A 21,631-nucleotide genomic window follows, 5' to 3' on the forward strand; every position below is an offset into this window, starting at 1 on the left:
GGTCAGCGTCGCGCTATAGGTTCGATTACTTGCAGGGCCATCTTGCCCTTGTGCGAGCCAAGCTTGACCTTGAATGAAGGTACGCCATTGGCACGCATGACCAGCGAGTCGCTCAGTTCCACCGGGATGACATCGCCAGGGCGCATGTGCAGGATGTCCCGCAACGGCAACTGGCGCTGGGCGATGGTCGTGGTGAGCGGCACGTTGACATCCAGCACGTCTTCCTTGAGCGCGTTGACCCAGCGCTCGTCCTGATCGTCCAGATCGGACTGGAAACCGGCGTCGAGCATTTCGCGGATCGGCTCGATCATCGAGTACGGCATGGTCACGTGCAAGTCGCCGCCACCGCCATCGAGTTCGATGTGGAAGGTGGAGATCACTACAGCCTCGCTCGGCCCGACAATGTTGGCCATGGCCGGGTTAACTTCCGAGTTGATGTACTCGAAATTCACTTCCATGATCGCCTGCCAGGCCTCTTTGAGGTCGACAAACGCCTGATCCAGCACCATGCGTACGACACGCAGTTCGGTCGGCGTGAACTCACGGCCTTCGATCTTGGCGTGACGACCGTCACCGCCGAAAAAGTTATCCACCAGCTTGAACACCAGCTTGGCGTCGAGAATGAACAGCGCGGTGCCTCGCAGCGGCTTGATCTTGGCCAGGTTGAGGCTGGTCGGCACGTACAGGGAATGCACGTACTCACCGAACTTCATGACCTGAACACCGCCCACTGCCACATCCGCCGAGCGGCGCAGCAGGTTGAACATGCTGATACGCGTGTAGCGAGCGAATCGCTCGTTGATCATTTCCAGCGTCGGCATGCGTCCGCGGACGATCCGGTCCTGGCTGGTCAGGTCGTAACTTTTGACACTGCCAGGCTCGCTGTTGTTGTCAGTCTGGACCATCCCATCGTCGACGCCATGCAGCAGCGCATCGATCTCGTCCTGGGAGAGCAGGTCTTGCACGGCCATGTGAGAGTCCTACTGCAATACGAAGTTAGTGAAGAGCAGCTGTTCTATCACAGTCTTGCCGAGTTCTTTCTGTGCGACTTCCTGAATACTGGCGGTCGCTTTCTGACGCAGCATTTCCTGGCCGATCGGCGAAGCCAGTGATTCGAAGGGAATGGCTGCGAACAGCATGACCAGATTATTGCGGATCAATGGCATGTGTACCTTCAGCGCTTCCATGTCGGCTGCATTTCGGCCCAGCATGGTGATGCTCACCTGCATGTAGCGTTGGCGGCCATTGGCGTTGAAGTTGACCACGAAGGCCGGGGTCATCGGCTCGAACACCGCCACGGGCTTGACGTTCGCTGCCGCTGCGGCCGCCGCTGGGTCTACCTTGCTTTCACTCTTGTGCATGAGGAACCAGGTCGCGCCCACCGACAAGCCTACCGCCAGCAGCAACGCCACGACGGCAATGATAATGAGCTTGAGCTTGCCTTTACCTTTGCCTGTGGTCGCGGGGTCTTTAACTTCTTCGCTCTGCGCCATGCCAATAATCCGTCACTATTCAAGAGGTTCTTCAATACGTGACAGAGGCAGAGCAAGTGTTATGCCAGAGTTGTACGAAACGGGGATGTATTGGACACAAACGGTTACGCGCTTGGGCGCAAGGGCATGGTGACTCTTGTACAGGCGTTGAAGGCGCGGCGCGGTAGCTGATGACTATCGTTCCTCACGCGCGTGGGAATGCAGGTCGTGACGCTCTGCGTCACACGGCGGTTTTTCTTTGTCAGGTGGATTGAGGTTCGGCTCAGGTCACCTTTTCGCCCCTCGGCGAGTCACTTTGATGGGGCCAAAGTGACCAAAGCCCCTGGCTCCGTTTCCGGCCCGACTTCGTCGGGTTCCTTTGCCCTGTCACTGATCCGGGGGTCGCCGGAGCAGCGCCAGGACTCAGCCGTCACTTACGTCGCACTCTGCGTCGTCTGTACCATCGCGTTCAAAAAGCACTTCTGCGCCAACACGTTCAGGCAATGCATGACGTCGCGTCGCGGTTGCCATGTGGCGCAGGAGCCTCACGCGTAATAATCGATCTCACTGGTGCCGATCACTCGTGCCGCTGGCTGGCTGACAGGGATGGCCGCATCGACGCCTGCGATTTCATCCGAGCTATCGCCAGAGCTCCTGCCCCCACCACGACCGCTGCGCTGGGCGCGACTGGCCTGCTCTTGAGCCTGTTGCTGGGCCTGCTGTTGCGACTGATCGGAGACATTCACGTCGACGTTGCCAAGCCCCTGCTGCACGAACGACTCACGCAACTTCGACATTTGGCTTTCCAGCGCATCACGGACACCCAGGTGCGCGCTCATGAAGGTCACCTGGGTCTGCTGCTCAGGCGCCATGTTGATCCGGATATCCAGACGGCCGAGTTCGGCAGGCTCAAGCTTGATATCCGCGGTCTTGAGGTTCTGGCTCGACAGGTACATGACGCGGTCGACGATGCCTTCGGTCCAGCCACTTTGATGCATGGCCAACGGCTGGTTCATCAAGGGCGCAGCCGGTGCCGCCGCTACACGTACGGGTTGCGCGGCCTGGCTGAGCGCAGCGAGGCGATCGGCAAAGTTGTCGACGCGCGTGTCACCGGCGGCGCCTTTTACATCCTTCAGCCCCTCACCGATCAAACCGCTGAACGACTTGTCGCTGCTTTCAGTGCTGCTGCCTTCGGACGGAAGCTGCTCGCTCAAGACCGACAGGTTATTGACGATATTTTGATTGGGGTCAGCTTCCGCATTGCTCGGCGTCGCCTTGTTGGCAGCCTGGGCATTCTGCGCAGCCAGTTGGGTTTTGGCAGTGGCGTTTTCCAGCGCCAACTGCACGGCATCCAGACCATCAAGCGGATCGGCGTCTGGGTTGAAGGCGTCTTCAACCACGGCCGGCGGTGCCGCCTGAGTGGTGGTGGTGAGCGCCGAGACCACTGGCGCAGTGACGACTTCCGAAGTGGGTGGCACCTTGGCTACAGGGGCCCCGGGAGCCTGTGCGACCATTGCCTGCAATGCCGGATCAAGGGCCGGATCGACGACCGCTTGGCCCTCAGTCAACGCCGGATCGGCAGAGGCCTGTGCATCATCCTGTTTAGCATCAGAATGCCCCGCGTCATCATCTGCAGCAGCCGGCTTGGCTGGCAAATCATTGCCGCTATCGGCAACGCTCGACTTGTCGGCGGCATTTGCCTGATCACTTGCAGGTTTGTCCTTGCCGGCGGCGACCTTGTCCTTGTCAGGCGCGGTCTTGTCGCGAGCTGGCTTTACTGGCGCATTTTCCCGCGCAGGGGCAGTGTCTTTGGCCTGCTTTGCATAGACATTGGAAAAGCTGGAGGCCCCGTCCTTGCTGCTGTCAGCAGACTTGACCGCATTATTGGCCACACCGGACCTGGCGGTCACAGAGGTTGTGGCCTGAAGAAGCGCATTGGTAGCAAGGGGCATTTCGGTCTCCGCATCAGCTGCTGGTTATCGCCTTACCGGAGTTCTTAGCAATATGCGGGCCAATTTTTTAAATGATCCCTGGTAACGGGAATCAACGGGGTGACGTCAGGACTCAACTGACGAACAGTTGCAGCTCGGAATTGAACAGCCCGCGAATCGTCATGTATTCGCTGTCGATCGTGCGAATCAGCTCTGCCAGGCCTGCGAACTGCTGCTGGCGAGCCTGGTCCTCGAGCTGACGACACAGCTCGGAAAGCTGCAAGGCGCCCATGTTGCTGCTGCTGCCCTTGAAACTGTGAGCGGTCAGGCTCAACTCCTGAAAATCAGGATCGTGCGACCCCACAGCCAGGCGCAGTTGCGCGATACGCTGCTCGGAATCCTTGAGAAAAACATCCAGCAAGGTCGGATATTCGTCCTCCATGACCTCCTGCAAGGCATTCAATACGCTGTAATCCAGATGAATCGACACTTGTTCACTCCTTGATCAAGACTCCAGGCGAGGATTATGCCACTCCCTTCCAGGAAAATTCCACGCAGGCGGTCCTGCCATCCCTGGACCACCTGGCCTCGCGGCTCAATTCGCAGACCAGATGCAGTCCGCGACCATACAGTTCATTGCTGGCAGACGTCGGCGTCCGGGTCTTTTCCACATCGAATCCCTGGCCGCTGTCCTCGACGCTGAGGGTCAGCCGACCGCCCTGCGCGACCGTTTCGACCTGCAGGGTCACCCGGATGAAGCCGGACTGCAGCCTGTCGAGACGCTCTGCGCGCTGCTGGTAATAAAGCGCGAAACCTGCTGCATCGTGCTTGAGCGACGAATCCAGCGCTAGCACACCATGCTCCAGCGCATTGCTGTACAGCTCGCCAAGCACCATGTGCAGTGCGGCCCCCTGATCACGCAGGCCATGAACCTCCAGCAGTAGTTGCAGCACATAAGGCAGTGGGTTGAAACGCTTGAGGGTCGAGGCACGAAACTCGAAGCTGGCCGACCAGTCCAGCGGGCTGGATGCGCCGCTGTCCGAATACATCATCGCTGGCAGACTTTTCAGCGGCGCCTCGACAGCGCTGACTTCCAGAAGGCTGACATCGTCACGCGCCTTGCCGCCAAATTCGTTGAGCGCCTCGAGGATCTCTTCGATCAGCAACGGCGGTTCGCGATTGGCAGACAGAACCTCTCGCAGACGCTGCGCACCGAACAGCTCCTCCTGGCTGTTACTGGTGTCGAGCACGCCGTCGGACAATAGAAATATGCGATCACCCGGTGCCAACGGATACACGTCAGTGCGCGCGTCGAAGGCATCGACGCTCAATACACCCAATGGCAGATGATTCGAAGCCAGCGGCACATGCTCGCCCTGCACGCCGCGCAACAGGTAACCGTCCGGCAAGCCGCCACTCCAGACCTCAACCTGCCGCTGCGGAAGATTGATACACAGCAGCGTCGCACAACAAAACATGTCGACCGGGAGGATGCGTTTGAGCTTGGCGTTCATTTCACGGAGGATTTCAACCAGACCATAGCCCTTGGCGGTCATGCCGTAGAACACCTCGGCAAGTGGCATGGCACCCACCGCCGCCGGCAAGCCATGTCCGGTGAAATCCCCGAGCAGCACCTGCATGTGCCCGGCTGGCGTATAGGCGGCGAGCATCAGGTCGCCGTTGAACAATGCGTAGGGAGACTGAAGGTAGCGGATATTGCTCGCCCCCAGGCAACCGGCGTGGGCGATCTGATCGAACACCGCCTTGGCGACACGCTGCTCATTGAGCAGATACTCATGATGCCTGGCGATCTGGTCACGCTGCTGGCGGACGGTTTCGTGCAATACCCGCAAGCGGTTCATGGCGTTGATCTTGGCGGCCAATACCAGCGGGTTGTAAGGCTTGGACATGAAATCGTCGCCACCGGCATCCAGGCAGCGTGCGAGCGCTTCGCCTTCGGTGAGTGAGGTCAGGAAGATGATCGGCACCAGCGATTCGCCGGCCATTGCCTTGATTCTTCGCGCCGCTTCGAAACCATCCATGACCGGCATCATGGCGTCCATCAGAATCAACTGCGGGCTTTCGGCCTTGAAAATGGCAACCGCTTCGACACCGTTGCCCGCGCTGAGAACCCGGTGACCCTGCCGCGCAACGATAGTTGAAAGCAGCAAGCGGTCACTGGTGCTGTCATCAGCGATCAGAATGCACAGTTTTTTCGGGGCTGACTGCACTGGGTATGCTCAATTCGAACAGCTTCGAGAAATTGGAAATGGCCAGAATCTTCAGCACATCAGGCGTGCAGTTGACCAGGCGCACCAACGCCTTGTCACCGCCAGCGTGATCGCGCAGCAGCAACAGCATCCCCAGCGCCGAGCTGTCCAGATAATGCGTACCGCGCAGGTCGACCACGTAATTCAATGACTGCGGATGGTCCTCATAGGCAGCGCGAAACGCCTGATGGGAGTTGAAATCGAAGCGTCCTTCGATTTCAAGGATCAGCGTCCGGCCATCGTCAGAAAGTTTGGAAGTGACTGTCATGGGAACCTCGAGGTGTTTCATCACCGAGACATTGATAGCGTAGACCAGCCAGAGAGATTGCTGCGGGTCTGATTGAGTCAAACGTCAGAATTGTTCATGGCGAGGCAGACGCTGCGACAACTCGTCGAGCAATTTCTGCTCGCGCTTGTCCTCCAGCCTGCGCGCCTCGTCCATGTAGCGCTGCACCAGCTTGCGCAAGCCCTCCACTCGCGCATAGCAATCCTGCCAGGCGCTGCGCGCCCGATCCAGATTGGCCTTGTGCCATTCGAGACTTTTGTATTGCTGGGCAACGGCGACATCGAGCTGACTGAGAAAGCGCTGGTAGCCCAGCAGCCATTGCCCGGAAACCCCGGCACTGCCGCGCTGCAACCATTGCTGCTGATAATCCTGACGAAACTGGTCAAGCTCCTGCAGCTTGTTATTGGCAAGGTTGACCTGCCCCTGGAAGTGCCCAAGGCGCTGGGCGGCGGTTCGCTCGGCGGCTTCTGCCATCTCGACCACCGGCGCCAGACGCGCCGCTCGACTCTGGGCCATGGCTTATCAGCCGCCAGGCGCTGGTGCGAAAATCGACGCCAGCGCCTCGCTGCTGCCTTCTATGCTTTCGTTTTCACGCAGGCCCTGGCGCTGGTAGCGCACCAGCACCGGGTGCAGCGCGATCGCCATGTCGGTTTCCCGGTCGCCACCGGCCACGTAAGCACCGACGCTGATGAGGTCGCGGGTCTGCTGATAGCGCGACCACAGCTGTTTGAAATGCTGGGCACGCGCCATGTGTTCAGGGCTGACCACCGCAGGCATGACCCGGCTGATGGACGCTTCAATATCGATGGCCGGGTAATGCCCCTCTTCGGCCAAGCGCCGGGACAGTACGATGTGACCGTCGAGCACGCCACGCGCCGAGTCGGCAATCGGGTCCTGCTGATCATCACCCTCCGAGAGCACCGTGTAAAACGCGGTGATCGAACCACCACCCGCCTCGGCATTGCCAGCGCGCTCCACCAGCTTGGGCAAACGGGCGAATACCGAAGGCGGATAACCCTTGGTGGCTGGCGGCTCGCCAATGGCCAGCGCGATTTCCCGCTGAGCCTGAGCAAAACGGGTCAGGGAGTCCATCAGCAACAGGACATTCTTGCCCTTGTCACGAAAGTATTCGGCGATTCGCGTGCAATACATCGCTGCACGCAAGCGCATCAGTGGCGCATCATCGGCTGGCGAAGCGACGACGACCGAACGCTTCAGGCCCTCTTCGCCGAGGATGTGCTCGATGAACTCCTTGACCTCACGGCCCCGCTCACCGATCAGGCCGACGACGATGATGTCCGCCTCGGTGAAGCGCGTCATCATGCCGAGCAGCACACTCTTACCCACGCCCGTACCGGCAAATAGCCCGAGACGCTGACCGCGGCCCACCGTCAATAAACCGTTGATGCACCGAATGCCGACATCCAGCGGCCGACTGATGGGGTCACGCTTGAGCGGGTTGATGGTCGGGCCATCCATCGGCACCCAGTCTTCGGCCTTGATCGGCGAGCGACCATCCAGCGGACGGCCAGCGCCATCGAGCACCCGGCCCAACATGCTCATGCCCATCGGCAGCCGACCGGTATCGGCCAGCGGCACGACCCGTGCGCCAGGCGCGATGCCGGCCACGCTGCCGACCGGCATCAGAAACACCTTGCCACCGGAAAAACCCATCACTTCGGCTTCGACTTCCACCGGGTGATGACTGTCGTCATTGATGACCACACAGCGGCTGCCCATCGCCGCGCGCAGGCCCTCGGCCTCAAGCGTCAGACCCACCATGCGCAGCAGGCGGCCTTCCACTACGGGCTGGACAGGCAGGCTGATCGACTCGGCATAGGAACCGAGGCGCTTGGCGAAACTGGTGCGATCAAGGCGCATCGAGGGTGTCCGCGTCGGATTCGTCAGCAGTGGGCACTGTACCTGGCGAGGCTTGCAGATCGATACTCAGATCGGCTGCCGCAGGATGGGTTACCTGCTCATGCAACTGGTCGTGCATCTTGGAAATTGCCAGGGCGATGCGCGTTTCGACGCTGGCGTCGATACGGCTATGTTCGGTTTCGATCCGACAACCACCCGGCAGCAGGTCTTCATCTTCGACGATCTTCCAGGACTCCTCGTGACGTTCGCGCATGGCCTTGACCAGCAGAAAGTCCTGAGGGTTTATGAAAATTCGCACATTCTGCGCGCCCATCGGCAAGAGCTTGAGGGCATCGCGCAGGACGCTGGCAATCTGTGCCGAGTCGGTGACCAGCTCACGCTGAATCACCTGGCGCGCGATGTGCTCGACCAGATGAATGACGGCCTTCTCGATCTGGGTGTCCTGCTCGGCGATAGGTGTCAGCAGGTTGCTCATCAGTTGTTCCAGGCTGGCGACTTTTGCCGCAAGAACGACCTCAGCCTCCTGACGCACTTTTAGTTGAGTGCTGTGGAAACCTTCCTTTTCACCGGTGGCAAAGCCTTCGTTCCAGGCCTCCTGACGGATACTTTCCAGCTCTTCCAGGGTCAGTGGCTGGACTTCATCCAGCGGCACTTCTTCCATCTCGGCCGGTTCGTCGAGCTGCTCGGGCTCCGGTTCAGGTTCGGGCTCGACGTGCGGATCGAAGCTGGGCAACGCCCAGATATCGAGCAACCCGGCGTCCTTGGCGCGAATGAGGTCGCTGGCCGATTCTTTATTGGAACTGGACATGAGTCGGCTGAATCCTTAGATCATTTCCTCGCCACCCTTGCCACCGAGTACGATCTCGCCGGCCTCGGCCATGCGACGCGCGATGGTGAGGATTTCTTTCTGGGCGGTTTCCACATCGCTGACACGCACCGGACCTTTTGCTTCCAGGTCGTCGCGCAGCAGCTCGGAGGCACGCTTGGACATGTTCTTGAAGATTTTTTCCTTGATCGCTTCGTCCGAGCCCTTGAGGGCCAGTACCAGCACGTCCGAGGATACTTCGCGCAGCAGCGCCTGGATACCGCGATCGTCCACATCGGAAAGATTGTTGAAGACGAACATGAGGTCTTCGATCTGCACCGACAGGTCTTCGTCGACCTCGCGGATCGAATCCATAAGTGAACCTTCGATCGAGCTGTCGAGGAAGTTCATGATATCGGCCGCACGCTTGATACCACCCAGTGTGGTACGCGACGTGTTGGCGTTGCCGGAGAACTGCTTCTCGAGAATCTGGTTCAGCTCCTTGAGAGCCGCTGGCTGTACGGTGTTGAGCGACGACACGCGCAGGATGATGTCGAGGCGGACCTTGTGATCGAAATGCCCAAGCACCTCGCCCGCCTGGTCGGCGTCGAGATAGGCGACCACGATGGCCTGAATCTGCGGGTGCTCGAAACGGATCACGTCGGCAACGGCACGCGGCTCCATCCACTTGAGGCTGTCCAGACCGCTGGTATTGCCACCCAGCAGGATCCGGTCGATCAGGCCGTTGGCCTTGTCCTCGCCCAGTGCCTGAGTCAGCATCTTGCGGATATAGCCGTCGGAACCGACGCCAAGGCTGGTCTGATCGCCAACGATGTCGACGAACTCGCTCATGACCTCTTCGACCTGCTCGCGATGCACATTGCGCATCTGCGCCATCGCTACGCCCACTTTCTGGACTTCCTTGGGGCCCATGTGCCGGAGCACCTGCGCCGCATCGGTTTCGCCCAGCGAGAGCAACAGTACAGCCGCTTTTTCAACTTTGGAGAGTTTGGCTACCATGGCTCGTTCATTCATCAGTGTTGATCCACTCTTTCACAACCTGAGCCACACGGCCAGGATCCTCAGCCACCAAACTCTTGATTGCATTCAGCTGTGCGTCATAGCCTTCGGTCGGGCTCGGCAGCAGAATGCTCTGCGGACCGCCCAGGCTTACGCGATCGTTGGACAATTCGCCGTCCAGACCGCCCATGCCACCCAGCTCGGCGTCGCCACCGAAACCTGCCAGTTCCTTGCGCTTGCCGTTGGTAATGTTGTTCAACACCGGGCGCAGCACACCGAACACCAGAATCAGGATGAAGATCACGCCAACAGCCTGCTTGACGATGTCCCAGAACCAGGGTTGCGAATAGAACGACGCTTCAGGCAGCACTTCAGCGCGTTCGCTGGAGAACGGCACGTTGATCACGCTGACGCTGTCACCGCGGCTGGCGTCGAAACCGACGGCATCCTGCACCAGACGCGTGAAGCGCGCCAGATCCGCCGCGCTCCACGGAGCACGGCTGACTTCGCCATTGGCCGCGTTGGTCTTGACCATGTCATCGACCACTACCGCGACCGAAAGACGGGTCAGACGACCCTGCTGCTGCTTGGTATGACTGATCGAACGGTCCAGCTCGAAGTTCTTGGTCGACTGCACGCGCTTGTCGGCCGGGTATGGCGCCAATGCGGGCTGACCGGTTGCCGGGTCCATGATCTGCTGACCATTGGCATCCAGCAGGGGCTGGCCTGGCGCGATGGGGCCGGCAGCACCGGCGGCACCAGCACCTGCAGTCTGCGGAGCCGTCGCCGGGCCGGGCGGCTGGTTGCTCAGCGCCCCCGGAACGCCGCCCGAGCTTGAGCTGCTGGAACGTTGTTCATTGACCGACTGCTCGCTGCGCAAGGCAGGCTGGTCAGGGTTGAAGCTTTCGGCGGTCGATTCGACAGCGCTGAAATCAACGACCGCCGAGACCTCGGCCTTGTAGCGGTCATTACCCAGGATCGGCTGCAGGATGTTCTGCACACGCTGGGTCAGCATGCCTTCCATGCGCCGGCTGTAGTCAAACTGCTTGCCAGCCATGGTCAGCTCGGAGTTTTCCGCCTGATCAGAAAGCAGCGTGCCCTTCTGGTCGACGACGGTAATCTGCGACTTGCTCAATTCGGGAACGCTGGTGGCGACCAGATTGATAATGGCCAGCACCTGGCTCGGCTCCAGCGAGCGACCGGCGTACAGCTCGACCAGTACCGAGGCGCTTGGCTTTCGGTCATCACGGACAAACACCGAGCTTTTCGGAATGGCCAGGTGCACGCGGGCACCCTTGACGTTGTTCAACGCAGAAATGGTACGCGCCAGTTCGCCTTCCAGCCCGCGACGATAACGCGTGGCTTCCATGAACTGACTGGTACCCAGGCCCTGATCCTTATCAAGGATTTCAAAGCCGATGTTGGCGTCGTTCTGTACCACGCCCGCCTGGGCCAGCTGGATGCGGGCACGCTGCACATCATCGGACTTGACCAGCAGCGCACCGGAGTTCGGCTCGACGGTGTAGTTGATGTTCGCTGCAGTCAGGGTGTCCATGATCTGCTTGCTGTCCATGCCCGCCAGACTGCCATAAAGCGGACGATAGTCAGGCTGTTGGGACCAGAGCACCACGGCAAAGCCGATGGCCACGCTCGCGGCAAGACCGACCATGAGGCCGATCTGCCGCAGCATGGTCATTTCGGAAAGATTTTCCAGAAAAGACATACCGAACAACGGTTTTCTTTCGGAAGCGCCCGCTCTTGCAGGAACGGTATCGGCAGCTGCTTCGGCCATGACTCAGTACGTCCCTTAAACCGGCATCTGCATGATGTCTTGGTAAGCTTGAACCAGCTTGTTACGTACCTGGGTCAACGCCTGAAAAGACACACTGGCTTTCTGCGACGAAATCATGACGTCGGTCAGATCCACGCCGCTCTTGCCGACTTCGAATGCATTGGCCAACTGGCTGGAAGCCTGCTGGGTCTGCGCGACCTTGTTGACGGCCTGACCAAGCATGTCAGCGAAGCTGCTGGCACCGGCTTCCTGCGCACCGGACACGGGCTTGGGCGCAGACATCGCATCCATCTGCATGGCCCGCATATCCAACATCAAGCGATTAAATTCAACACCTTGGCTCATGGACATATCTCTCGTAAGGCCCGCAAATTTTTGACACTGATTCAGCGGGTACAGAAGGTATAGCAACAACGATGCCAGCTAGATGGCGGCTATTTGCCACACCAGATAAGTGCATCATGTCACTTGACACGAGATCACGCCGAATCGCCCTTATTTACGGGGCGTCGGGTGTATTTCAGACTTGCATCACAGCAAAAATATTCAGTGACCGCCGATCGGGAACGGCAATCAGTGTGCCTCCTTCATGTGGCAAACAGATAGGCTTCCACATCCATTCCAGCGTCACGCATCTGCGCCAGCTTGTAACGCAATGTACGTGGGCTGATACCCAGGCGTTCCGCAGCCTCCTTGCGACGTCCCCGTTCAGAACGCAGGGTGTCGATGATCATTTGAAACTCATGACGCCTGAGGTCATCGCCCAGCGCGCCGGCAGATTCCGGACTGACGCCGGTCCCTGCATTCTCCGCCACGGTAGTGACGGTCACAGCCGCTGCAGCCTCGACGGGCGCGGCAACAGGCAAGCTGGTAACCGGCCCGGACAGACAGAAATCCTGCGCCTGAATCACCCCGCCTTGCTGCAGAATCAAGGCCCGCTGTACTGCGTTATCCAGTTCCCGCACATTCCCGGGCCATGGATAGCTCACCAGACACTGCTGCGCTTCTGCAGAAAGACGAACCGGCGCGTGCTTCATTTTATTGACGTGCTTGGCCAGAAGCCGCTCGGCCAACGGCAGAATATCGGCAGTCCTTTGACGCAACGCCTGCCATGCCAGTGGAAATACCGACAGGCGATAAAACAGATCCTCACGAAAGCGCCCCGCCGCCACTTCGCCCGCCAGATCGCGGTTGGTGGTCGCCACGACTCGAATGTCCAGAACGATCGGCTTGCGCGCCCCTACGCGCTCGACTTCGCGTTCCTGCAACACACGCAGCAATTTGGCTTGCAGCCCCAGCGGCATTTCGGAAATCTCGTCCAGCAGGATCGTCCCGCCGTCAGCCTGCTCGAACTTGCCGGCCTGCGCCGCAATGGCGCCGGTAAACGAACCCTTTTCATGGCCGAATAACGTGGCTTCCAGCATGTTGTCCGGAATCGCTGCACAATTGATCGCAATAAAAGGCTTATCGGCACGGGGCGAGTTTTGATGAATGAAACGCGCCAAAACCTCTTTACCAGTACCGGACTCGCCGGAGATCAACACGGTGGAGTCGCTTTTCGCCACGCGACTGGCCAGGTTCAGCAACTGGATACTGGCGGGCTCCACGGCAATCGGCCCGTCGCGCTCGGCAGGCTCCAGACGACCCAGTGCATGCCGCGCAACCAGTGCGATCAGCGCCTTGGGCTCGAAGGGTTTGACCAGGTAATCCGCAGCGCCCTGGCGCATGGCGTCGACCGCGCGCTCGACTGCGCCGTGCGCAGTCATCAACAGCACTGGCAATTGCGGATGCCGGCTGCGTAACAGACTCAGCAATTGGTGCCCGTCCATGCCCGGCATGTTGACGTCACTGATCACCAGGCTGAAGGGCTGTGCGTCGGCGGCCACTAGCGCCTCTTCGGCAGAACCGACCGCCTGATAGTCATAACCGGCCAGCTCGAGGGTTTCCCCAAGCGCTTCCCGGAGCGAAAGGTCATCCTCGACCAGCAGCACATTGATCGGCATCAGTTAGTACCTGTCGAACTGGAAGCCGGGATCAACGGCAGACTGATAATGGCGCAGGTACCACGGCCGACCCGCGACAAATAATGCACGCGTCCCTGATGCGCACGCGACACCGCCGTCACCACAGCCAGACCAAGCCCTGTGCCAGTGGTCTTGGTCGTAAAGAATGGCTCACCGATGCGCGCCAGCCCAGCCTTGTCAATGCCGCTGCCGTTATCGCTGAAGCAGATCCGCAGCTCATTGCCGCGACTGTAGGCGTGGACTTTCAGCAGCGTCCGGCCAGCGCTGGCCTGGACGGCGTTTTCAATCAGATTGAGCAGAGCGCCGACCAGTGTGTCGCGATTGCACAGCAGCTCGCCATCGATACTGTCGCACTGCCAGCGCACCGCTAAGCCCCGAACATGCGTCGCAGCAGCATTTTGCAGCGCCTGAAACAGAGCTCCGGGGGTCAGCCGATCCGTCAGCGGCAGCTCGCCCCGGGCGAATACCAGCATGTCGCGAACCTGATGCTCCAGCTCATGCAAACGATCCTTGAGCCGCGCGGCGAAACGCTGCTGGGTTTCCACCGGCAGTTCCCGCTCGGTCAAGTGGCTGGCGTAAATCATCGCAGCGGACAACGGTGTACGAATCTGATGCGCCAGAGAAGCGACCATACGGCCGAGTGACGACAGGCGCTCGTGACGAGCCAGCTGCTCCTGAAGATGACGGGTTTCGGTCAGGTCATTGATCAATACCAGCTGCCCCGGCTCGGCATCCAGCGAACGCGTGGCAATAGAGAGCCTGCGACCGTCCTTGAGCGAGACTTCGTGACCATCGTCCTCACGGGGTGCAAAGCAGCGGCTGATCACATGACGCCAGAGCATGCCCAGCAGCGGCTGCCCGAGCAGATCGATGGCAGCGGGATTGGCCTCACGCACGACGCCCATGCCATCAATAACGATGACGCCACCAGGCAACAGATCAAGCAGATTCTGCAGGCGGTTGGCCAGGCGTTCTTTTTCCGCCAGTTCCTGAAGCCGCTGGGCGCCGGCATGCGCCAGTTCGCCCTTGAGTTCGGTAACACGCGCTTCAAGCACGCCGTAGGAATTGGTCAGTTGCGCCGACATTTGATTGAACAGCGAGAATGCCTGCTCAAGCCCCTGACGACTTTCCAGTTCCGGGGAGTACTGAGCCTGAACAGATAGGGCGGAAGTCAGTTGGGCGGCCTGGGACATGATTCATCTCTCTCGTGGCGAACCGTCAGTAAACGGTGTGTTAAGAGAGACTTAGCAATCCCCGTGCCTAAAAAAAACCCCTGAAAAATCAGGGGCTTGGTTTTTTGCACAAAAAACCGGCGTCAATCATCTGCCTGTTCATCGCCCTCACGACGACTCATACCGTACTTGCGCATCTTCTCGACCAGCGTGGTACGACGAATACGCAAGCGCTCCGCAGCGCGGGCAACGATACCGTTGGCATCGTCGAGTGCCTGCTGAATCAGGCCTTGCTCAAGACCACCGAGGTAGTCTTTCAGATCGAGCCCTTCAGGCGGCAGCATCGCGCCAGAGGCGAAATTCGGGGTGCTGCTGTTGATCGCCACACGCTCTTCGATCTCGCTGCGCATGCTGTCGACCATTTGCTCGTCTTCGTCGTCGACGTAGCGAAACTTCTTTGGCAGCTCAGCCACGCCAATCACACCGTACGGATGCATGATCGCCATGCGCTCGACCAGGTTGGCCAGCTCACGAACGTTGCCCGGCCAGGCATGGCGACACAGCGACATGATGGCGGCGGAGTTGAAACGAATCGAACCGCGCTTCTCGTGCTCCATGCGCGAAATCAATTCGTTCATGAGCAGCGGGATGTCTTCGACACGCTCGCGCAACGGCGCCATTTCGATCGGGAACACATTGAGACGGTAGTAAAGGTCTTCGCGGAAGCTGCCCAGCTCGATCATGGTCTCGAGATTCTTGTGCGTCGCAGCGATGATGCGCACATCAATGCTCTGCGTCTTGTTGCTGCCCACACGCTCGAACGTGCGCTCCTGCAGGACGCGCAGCAGCTTGACCTGCATCGGCAGCGGCATGTCGCCGATTTCGTCGAGGAACAATGTGCCGCCGTTGGCCAGCTCGAAACGGCCGGCACGGCTGGTGATCGCGCCGGTAAACGCGCCCTTCTCATGTCCGAACAGCTCGCTTTCGAGCAGTTCGGCCGGAATGGCACCGCAGTTGACCGGCACGAACGGCGCATCACGACGCTTGGAGTGGTAGTGCAGGTTACGCGCAACCACTTCCTTGCCGGTCCCCGACTCACCAAGAATCAGTACGCTGGCATCGGTGTCGGCGACCTGCTGCATCATCTGCCGCACGTGCTGAATCGCACGGCTGGTACCTACCAGACTGCGAAACAGGTTCGGTTCACGATGACGGCCGCGCTCGCGGGCCTGGTCGTACATCTCGCGATAGACCTGGGCGCGGTGCAGCGAATCGAGCAGCTTGCTGTAGCTGGGCGGCATTTCGAGGGCAGAGAGGACTCGCCTGCGCAAATCCTCGGGCAATTCGACAGAGGAATTTTCGCTCATCAGCAGCACAGGAAGGAACTCATCCCATGCCGCGATGGTCTTAAGAAGCCCCTGCAGGCTGCCCGGTGCGTTTACGCTACCGACAAGTACGCACAGTACTTCTCGTGGAGACGCCAGAGAGCCGACCACCTGCTGCCAGTCCTGAGTGGAACAGGAGAGATTTTCTTCGCCAAGAAAATTCAGGATAACCGCCAGATCCCGGCGGCGCTGGCTATCGTCATCGATTAGCAGAATCTTGATTTCACGCCACATGCAATAGCAACTTCCCTAGTCAACTCAATGCCCATGATTGGGGGGGCAGCTTGGCTTTCTCAGCTGTATAAACTTTGAGACGCCAGAAAATAGTAAACATCACTAGTTAAGTCAAAAAAACGGGCACAGTCAAATTTATGGCGAAAATCTTGTCGAACAATAAAAATGACAATTAAACATTAACCAAACAGATGGTATACCTTCGTCGCGCTCTTCGCATTCTGGATTTGAGTCATTTCTTCGACAACCGCTTGACGCTCGCCGGTTGCAACATCAATCAGTTGCCTGTAGACACCCAATAACTCCTCAAGGTTGCTGCGCAGTGCTGGTTCGTCGTCGGGCGCTTCGCCGACCACCGCATCGACGCACTCGCGACATGCCAGGTCCAGCTTGACGATAGCCTCCCAGTCACGATCTGCCAGCGCGCCTACCAAGGCTTCACGGGTTTCTTCGATACGCTTGAGCGCAGCACTCATTATTGTTCTCCTCAGGCCAGCAGATTATTGCAGGGTGCCGATAGCGTCCCAGCCTTCCTTGACAGTGATCAACAGGCCGGCGACTTCATCGAGTATCTTCTGATCATTACGGGCGTTGGCTTCCGCCAGACGCGTCATCATGTAGTGATAGAGGCTGTCCTGCCTGGCCAACGCACCGCCGGGCGAGCTTTCCAGATCCAGTCCCTCACGCAGGCCGCCCACGATGTCGATGGCCTTGCCGATGAGCACGCCCTTGCTGGCGATATCCTTGCGCGCCATAGCGCCCTTGGCCTGAGCGATTCGGTCAAGCCCACCCTCCATCAACATCTGGACCAGACGATGAGGGCTTGCTTCCGAGGTCTGAGCCTGGGCGCCGATTTTCTGATACTGCCGCAACGCTAACATCGGATTCATAATGGGCCTCGTAACAAATCCAGAATACTGATACTCAAGCTATCGACGCAGTGCCCGGAAACTTTAGCCTAAAAGCAAGAACCCGACACAGGGTCGGGTTCTTGGCACTTCTGCACTCGTTATTTACGAGGCGTTTTTCTGGGCGTTCATCGCATCAAAAATCGACGTAATGCTTGAAGCAGTCGCTTTTAGCTGCCCGACGATCAGGTCCATTGCGTTGTATTTCTTGGTGAGGGTTGCCGTCAACGTCGTAATACGACGGTTAAGCGCCTCCTGATCATTGGCCAGTCGCGTCTGCACCTTATTGAGGATGGTGGTCTTGCCAGCGAGAACACCGTCAGCTTTCGTGTACGGCTCAAGCGCTTTGTTCATGCGTGTAATCAAGCCACCCGAGCTTGTGCCGTCAGCAGCGGTCGTACCGGTGAACATCGCCTGTATCTGGCTGCCCAGCTTCTTGTCGTTCAGCGCGGTGGTCAAGTCAGCCGCGTTCAACGACAACTTACCGTCAGCCTGCTGAGTCTTGATCCCCAACTGCGACAGGGAACTCAAGCCGGCATTCGACGTAGCCGTGGCAATCTGGTCACGTATCGTTGCCAGCAGGGCACGCGGCGTGGAATCGCCGGTCAGCGCAGCGGCAGTGTATTTACCCTGACTGTCGACAGTGCCCTTGGTCAACGACGACACCAGTGAAACCAGTGTGTTGTAAGAGTCGACGAAAGACTGCAATGACGTTTTCAGACCATCGGTGTTAGTGGCTACCGTGACTGTGGTCGATGCCGAAGGAGCAGAAGAAGCGCTGGGCGCGACCAGTTCGAACGTCAGACCGGAAATCGCCGTACTTACGGTATTGGTCTTGCTGGTCAGACTCAAGCCATCGACCGTGAATGCGGCGTCCTTGGCGGTATCGGTAATCGCACCGGCGCCAGTACCCGAGGCACTCATCAACTTGGTGCCATCAATGTTAAGTGCTTCCTGGCCGGAAGACCCCGTCACCGAAATGTCACTGCCCTTGCCGGTGGTCGTCGAGCTGAACACCAGCCTGGAACCGTTGTCATCGTTGATAATGTTGGCAGTGATGCCTTTACCCTGCAGCGTCGAGTTGACCTTGTCGCGCACTTCCTGCAGCGTCGAGGTCTTGTCGATCGCCACGTTGTAATCAGTGCCATTTTGAGTGATTTTCAGAGTACCACTCGGAATAGCACTCGACTGCGTCGAGCTCAGCGCGGCGGTAGCCACCTTCGAAGGCGTTGCCAGCTGGCTAATGTTGATCGCGTAGGTGCCGTTGACTGCCGTGTTGCCCGCTGTGGCCTTGACCACTGCTTCATTGGCAGACGTGGCAGCAAAGCCCTGAAAGGCAGGCGTGGTGGAACTGGCCAGTGTGTCCAGTGTTTTCTGGAACGCAGCCAGTGCAGACGTCAACTGACTGACACCCGACAGGGATGCAGTCGTGGACGCGCTCTGCTTGTCGATCTGGTTTTGCTTGGGCGCTTTTTCAGCACCAACAAGACCTTCGACGATGGCACCGATTGCCAAACCGGACCCAATACCATTTGTAGATGTAATCGGACTTGCCATGGTGCTTCTCCCTTCAAGAATGCTGTGGGGTTCGCTGCCCTTTCAAAAGGCGAGTGACCCGACAACACATGCCGTACCGGCGATCAGGCCTTGGCGCGGAACAACAAACTGTTCGCATCACTCAGGCTATCGGCCAGCTTCAGGATTTCTGCATTGGGAATCTGTCGTACTACTTCACCGGAATCGCTTGCAATCACTTTGACAATGACTTTGCCAGAATCTTCGTCAATCGAAAACTCGAGATTGCGCTTTACCTCGTGAAAGAACTTCTGGATGTCCTCAGCGGCTGCCTTGACTTTGGCATCGTCCTTGGAATCATCCTTGTGCAGACCGGAGCCTTTACTTTCGGCCGTTGCGGCAACGCGCTCGACGGGCGCCTTATCAGCAGGCTTGTCAACCGACGCATCCGGCACAGGGGCCTGACTCACCGGTGGAACGGCCGGATAAGTCACGTTCAACTTCACACTCATATCCATGACCATCACCTCAGAAAGTAAAAAAGCGAGAGAGCACTGTTAAGTACTCCCCCGCTAAAACTCACGACGCTATTACTGAAGCAGTTTCAGTACAGCGGATGGCAGCTGGTTAGCCTGAGCCAGAACAGAGGTGGAAGCCTGTTGCAGGGTCTGTTGCTTGGTCAGCTGTGCAGTTTCAGCAGCGAAGTCGGTATCCTGGATACGACCCAGTGCAGCACTGGCGTTTTCGTTGATGTTCTGCAGGTTGGAGATGGTGCTGGTCAGACGGTTTTGTGCAGCACCGAGATCAGAACGCGTGTTGTTGATGGTCTGCAGAGCCGAGTCGATAGCGGCGATTGCTGCGGAGAAGTTGGTCTCTGCAGTAGCACTGTCGGAACCGACGATGGTGATTGCCGAACCGACACCCAGGGTGTTTGCGTCAAAGCTGGCGCTCAGCGTCAGAGTGATCTGGTTCGAAGAGCCGGAGTTGGAGCCAACCTGGAAAGTCATGGTGCTGGCAGAACCGTTGAGCAGCGCTTTGCCGTTCAAGTTTGTGCTGTCGGCGATACGAGTCAGCTCGGAACTCATCTGGGTGAATTCTTTGTTCAGCGCAACGCGGTCAGTATCGCTGTTGCTGTCGTTTCGCGACTGAACAGCCAGTTCACGCATACGTTGCAGAATGTTGGTCGACTCTTGCAGCGCGCCTTCAGCGGTCTGAGCAATGGACATACCGTCGTTGGCGTTTTTGATCGCCATGGTCTGACCTTTGATCTGCGAGTTGATCTTGGTGGCGATGTTCAGGCCAGCAGCGTCGTCTTTGGCGCTGTTGATTTTCAGACCGGAAGACAGACGAGTCATCGAGGTCGAAAGGGCGTCGGAAGCGCGACCCAGGTTCTTCTGGACGTTCAACGATGCTACGTTGGTGTTTACTGTTAAAGCCATGATGAATTCCTCGTTGGTTTGGTACTACGTGGCTTCCGGCCCCTGCAAGCGCCGGGTGTGCCTAGAGAACCTTCGTAATAGTTATCGTCGCGATGGCAGGTTGCTTGAGTGTTTTTTTTTAATATTTTGCCATCACCGTGACACCCCTTATAAAACAAGGGTTTGGGGCAAAATCACACGACGAAAAAGAGAGGAATTGATGACAGTGAGAAACAGGGTGAGGCAAGCGTGTTGCGTAGCGAAGTTCAAAATGTGACGGAGATCACAGTTTAATTTAAAAACGCCCGGGGAGTTATCCGCAGGCGTTCTTTGTAAGACGAGTCGAACTCAGTCTTTATAGATAATTGCAGAGCCCCAGGAAAGTCCCACACCAAAGCCACTCAAGGCGACCCGCTTCCACGAAGATCCAAGCACATGCTTTTCGATCAGCAACGGAATACTGGATGACACGGTGTTGCCGGTTTCGACCATGTCCTTGAGAAACTTCTCGGGCTTGTCTTCGAAGCGCCGCGCGACCGCATCGACGATCGCGGCACTGCCCTGATGAATACAGAAGGCATCGATATCGTCTGGAGTCAGATCCGACTCGGCCAATAGCTCATGCAGATGCGCCGGCACTTTCAACAGTGCGAAGTTGAACACCTGACGACCGTTCATGAAGAAAATGCCGTTACTGACCTTCAGATGTGGCGCACCGGAACCATCGGTACCGAACTTCGCTTTGCCCAGCTGCCATTCGGCCCCCTCGCCCATCCAGGTAGCGGTCGCAGCATCACCGAACAGCATGGTGGTGTTGCGATCTTCCGGGTCGACAATTTTCGAATACGGGTCGGCAGTGATCAACAGGCCATTTTTCAAGCCTGCCGCTTCCATGAAGCCCTTGATTGCGTAAATGCCGTACACATAGCCGGAACAGCCCAGCGATATGTCGAATGCAGCGACATTGGTCGACAGCCCCAATTTGTCCTGAACGATGGCTGCAGTATGCGGCAGCCCTTCCTCGTCGCCATTCTGGGTGACGACGATCAGCACATCGATGCTTTCGCGCTTGAGCTGCGGGTTATTGGCAAACAGCGTGTTGGCTGCCTCAACGCACAGATCCGAGGTTTCCTGGCCGGCGTCTTTGCGCGGCAGAAAGGTGGAGCCGATTTTCCCAAGGATGAATTCTTCATCCTTGCCGAATTTGGCGCCTTGAGCGTAGTTATCAACACCTGCAACAGGCACGTAACTCGCTATGCTTTTAATGCCAATCATCATGGCTTCCCGATGAGTAAACAGGTCATTTTTCGTCCCGACGAAATCGGGGCGCTACCGAATAGGGGTGATTTACAGACATTTTCAGGGCGCTTGGCAGGTTAAAGCAAGTCAGGCGCATGTCGCTCCCTGTAAAACAATACAGTGGAGATGCACTTTATGACCCGCAGGTCACTCCCGTCTGCATGCTTTAGGATAATTTGCGTCGAGGGAACATGCACTTGATGCTTGCCGGCAGCTTCC

21 protein-coding genes are annotated in these 21,631 nt (G+C 58.3%); all 21 read right to left on the minus strand.

What is annotated here, in order from left to right:
* Positions 1-2 precede the first annotated feature (2 nt).
* The 21 genes from fliM to V476_RS02435 all read right to left on the minus strand — a co-directional run bounded on the left by fliM (position 3) and on the right by V476_RS02435 (position 21,388).
* Entirely contained in the window at positions 3-971 is a 969-nt protein-coding gene (fliM, locus tag V476_RS02330) for a flagellar motor switch protein FliM (protein WP_003422170.1), read from the minus strand.
* A 9-nt stretch (positions 972-980) separates the two neighbouring features.
* Positions 981-1,493 (minus strand): flagellar basal body-associated protein FliL, encoded by a 513-nt coding sequence (gene fliL, locus V476_RS02335; protein ID WP_003343996.1) that lies wholly within the window; start codon positions 1,491-1,493, stop codon positions 981-983.
* Positions 1,494-2,017: 524 nt separating this feature from the next.
* The gene (locus tag V476_RS02345; RefSeq protein WP_024960286.1) at positions 2,018-3,424 is read right to left on the minus strand and encodes a flagellar hook-length control protein FliK; all 1,407 of its coding nucleotides are present in this window, start codon (positions 3,422-3,424) and stop codon (positions 2,018-2,020) included.
* 112 nt (positions 3,425-3,536) lie between these two features.
* A complete protein-coding gene (locus tag V476_RS02350) occupies positions 3,537-3,893 on the minus strand; it encodes an Hpt domain-containing protein (protein WP_024960287.1) in 357 nt (118 codons plus the stop codon).
* Between the two features lie 34 nt (positions 3,894-3,927).
* Positions 3,928-5,634 carry a fused response regulator/phosphatase gene (locus tag V476_RS02355; RefSeq protein ID WP_024960288.1) on the minus strand — a complete coding sequence of 569 codons (1,707 nt, stop codon included), beginning with the start codon at positions 5,632-5,634 and terminating at the stop codon, positions 3,928-3,930.
* Positions 5,594-5,941 carry an STAS domain-containing protein gene (locus V476_RS02360; RefSeq protein WP_003344003.1) on the minus strand — a complete coding sequence of 116 codons (348 nt, stop codon included), beginning with the start codon at positions 5,939-5,941 and terminating at the stop codon, positions 5,594-5,596. Before V476_RS02360 ends, V476_RS02355 begins: the two co-directional genes overlap by 41 nt.
* Before the next feature lie 84 nt (positions 5,942-6,025).
* Positions 6,026-6,475 carry a flagellar export protein FliJ gene (gene fliJ, locus V476_RS02365; protein ID WP_002554288.1) on the minus strand — a complete coding sequence of 150 codons (450 nt, stop codon included), beginning with the start codon at positions 6,473-6,475 and terminating at the stop codon, positions 6,026-6,028.
* 6 nt (positions 6,476-6,481) lie between these two features.
* Positions 6,482-7,840 (minus strand): flagellar protein export ATPase FliI, encoded by a 1,359-nt coding sequence (gene fliI / locus V476_RS02370; RefSeq protein ID WP_003391356.1) that lies wholly within the window; start codon positions 7,838-7,840, stop codon positions 6,482-6,484.
* Positions 7,830-8,648, minus strand: coding sequence for a flagellar assembly protein FliH (fliH, locus tag V476_RS02375; protein WP_003344005.1), 819 nt, complete (start codon positions 8,646-8,648; stop codon positions 7,830-7,832). Before fliH ends, fliI begins: the two co-directional genes overlap by 11 nt.
* A gap of 15 nt (positions 8,649-8,663) precedes the next feature.
* Positions 8,664-9,680: a flagellar motor switch protein FliG gene (gene fliG / locus V476_RS02380; protein WP_003316807.1), complete on the minus strand. Its 1,017-nt coding sequence runs from the start codon at positions 9,678-9,680 to the stop codon at positions 8,664-8,666.
* Complete coding sequence (gene fliF, locus V476_RS02385; RefSeq protein ID WP_016568596.1) at positions 9,673-11,457, minus strand: flagellar basal-body MS-ring/collar protein FliF; 1,785 nt, start codon at positions 11,455-11,457, stop codon at positions 9,673-9,675. Before fliF ends, fliG begins: the two co-directional genes overlap by 8 nt.
* Positions 11,458-11,472: 15 nt before the next feature.
* A complete protein-coding gene (fliE, locus tag V476_RS02390) occupies positions 11,473-11,802 on the minus strand; it encodes a flagellar hook-basal body complex protein FliE (protein WP_003344011.1) in 330 nt (109 codons plus the stop codon).
* A gap of 242 nt (positions 11,803-12,044) precedes the next feature.
* On the minus strand, positions 12,045-13,460 hold the full coding sequence (locus V476_RS02395; protein ID WP_003422163.1) for a sigma-54-dependent transcriptional regulator: 1,416 nt from the start codon (positions 13,458-13,460) through the stop codon (positions 12,045-12,047).
* On the minus strand, positions 13,460-14,674 hold the full coding sequence (locus V476_RS02400; protein ID WP_024960289.1) for a sensor histidine kinase: 1,215 nt from the start codon (positions 14,672-14,674) through the stop codon (positions 13,460-13,462). The genes V476_RS02395 and V476_RS02400 overlap by 1 nt, the downstream gene beginning before the upstream one ends.
* Positions 14,675-14,796: 122 nt before the next feature.
* A complete protein-coding gene (gene fleQ, locus V476_RS02405; RefSeq protein ID WP_024960290.1) occupies positions 14,797-16,272 on the minus strand; it encodes a transcriptional regulator FleQ in 1,476 nt (491 codons plus the stop codon).
* 179 nt (positions 16,273-16,451) lie between these two features.
* On the minus strand, positions 16,452-16,748 hold the full coding sequence (gene fliT, locus V476_RS02410) for a flagellar protein FliT (protein ID WP_003391333.1): 297 nt from the start codon (positions 16,746-16,748) through the stop codon (positions 16,452-16,454).
* Between the two features lie 24 nt (positions 16,749-16,772).
* Positions 16,773-17,162, minus strand: a complete 390-nt coding sequence (gene fliS, locus V476_RS02415; protein ID WP_024960291.1) for a flagellar export chaperone FliS — start codon at positions 17,160-17,162, stop codon at positions 16,773-16,775.
* A 123-nt stretch (positions 17,163-17,285) separates the two neighbouring features.
* Positions 17,286-18,737 carry a flagellar filament capping protein FliD gene (fliD, locus tag V476_RS02420; protein ID WP_024682833.1) on the minus strand — a complete coding sequence of 484 codons (1,452 nt, stop codon included), beginning with the start codon at positions 18,735-18,737 and terminating at the stop codon, positions 17,286-17,288.
* Between the two features lie 83 nt (positions 18,738-18,820).
* Positions 18,821-19,213, minus strand: coding sequence for a flagellar protein FlaG (locus V476_RS02425; protein ID WP_024960292.1), 393 nt, complete (start codon positions 19,211-19,213; stop codon positions 18,821-18,823).
* A 72-nt stretch (positions 19,214-19,285) separates the two neighbouring features.
* A complete protein-coding gene (locus V476_RS02430; RefSeq protein ID WP_024960293.1) occupies positions 19,286-20,134 on the minus strand; it encodes a flagellin domain-containing protein in 849 nt (282 codons plus the stop codon).
* 327 nt (positions 20,135-20,461) lie between these two features.
* Positions 20,462-21,388, minus strand: a complete 927-nt coding sequence (locus tag V476_RS02435) for a ketoacyl-ACP synthase III (protein ID WP_003316797.1) — start codon at positions 21,386-21,388, stop codon at positions 20,462-20,464.
* Between the last annotated feature and the right edge of the window lie 243 nt (positions 21,389-21,631).

The organism is Pseudomonas syringae KCTC 12500, assembly GCF_000507185.2.
GTDB classification, from domain to species: domain Bacteria; phylum Pseudomonadota; class Gammaproteobacteria; order Pseudomonadales; family Pseudomonadaceae; genus Aquipseudomonas; species Aquipseudomonas syringae.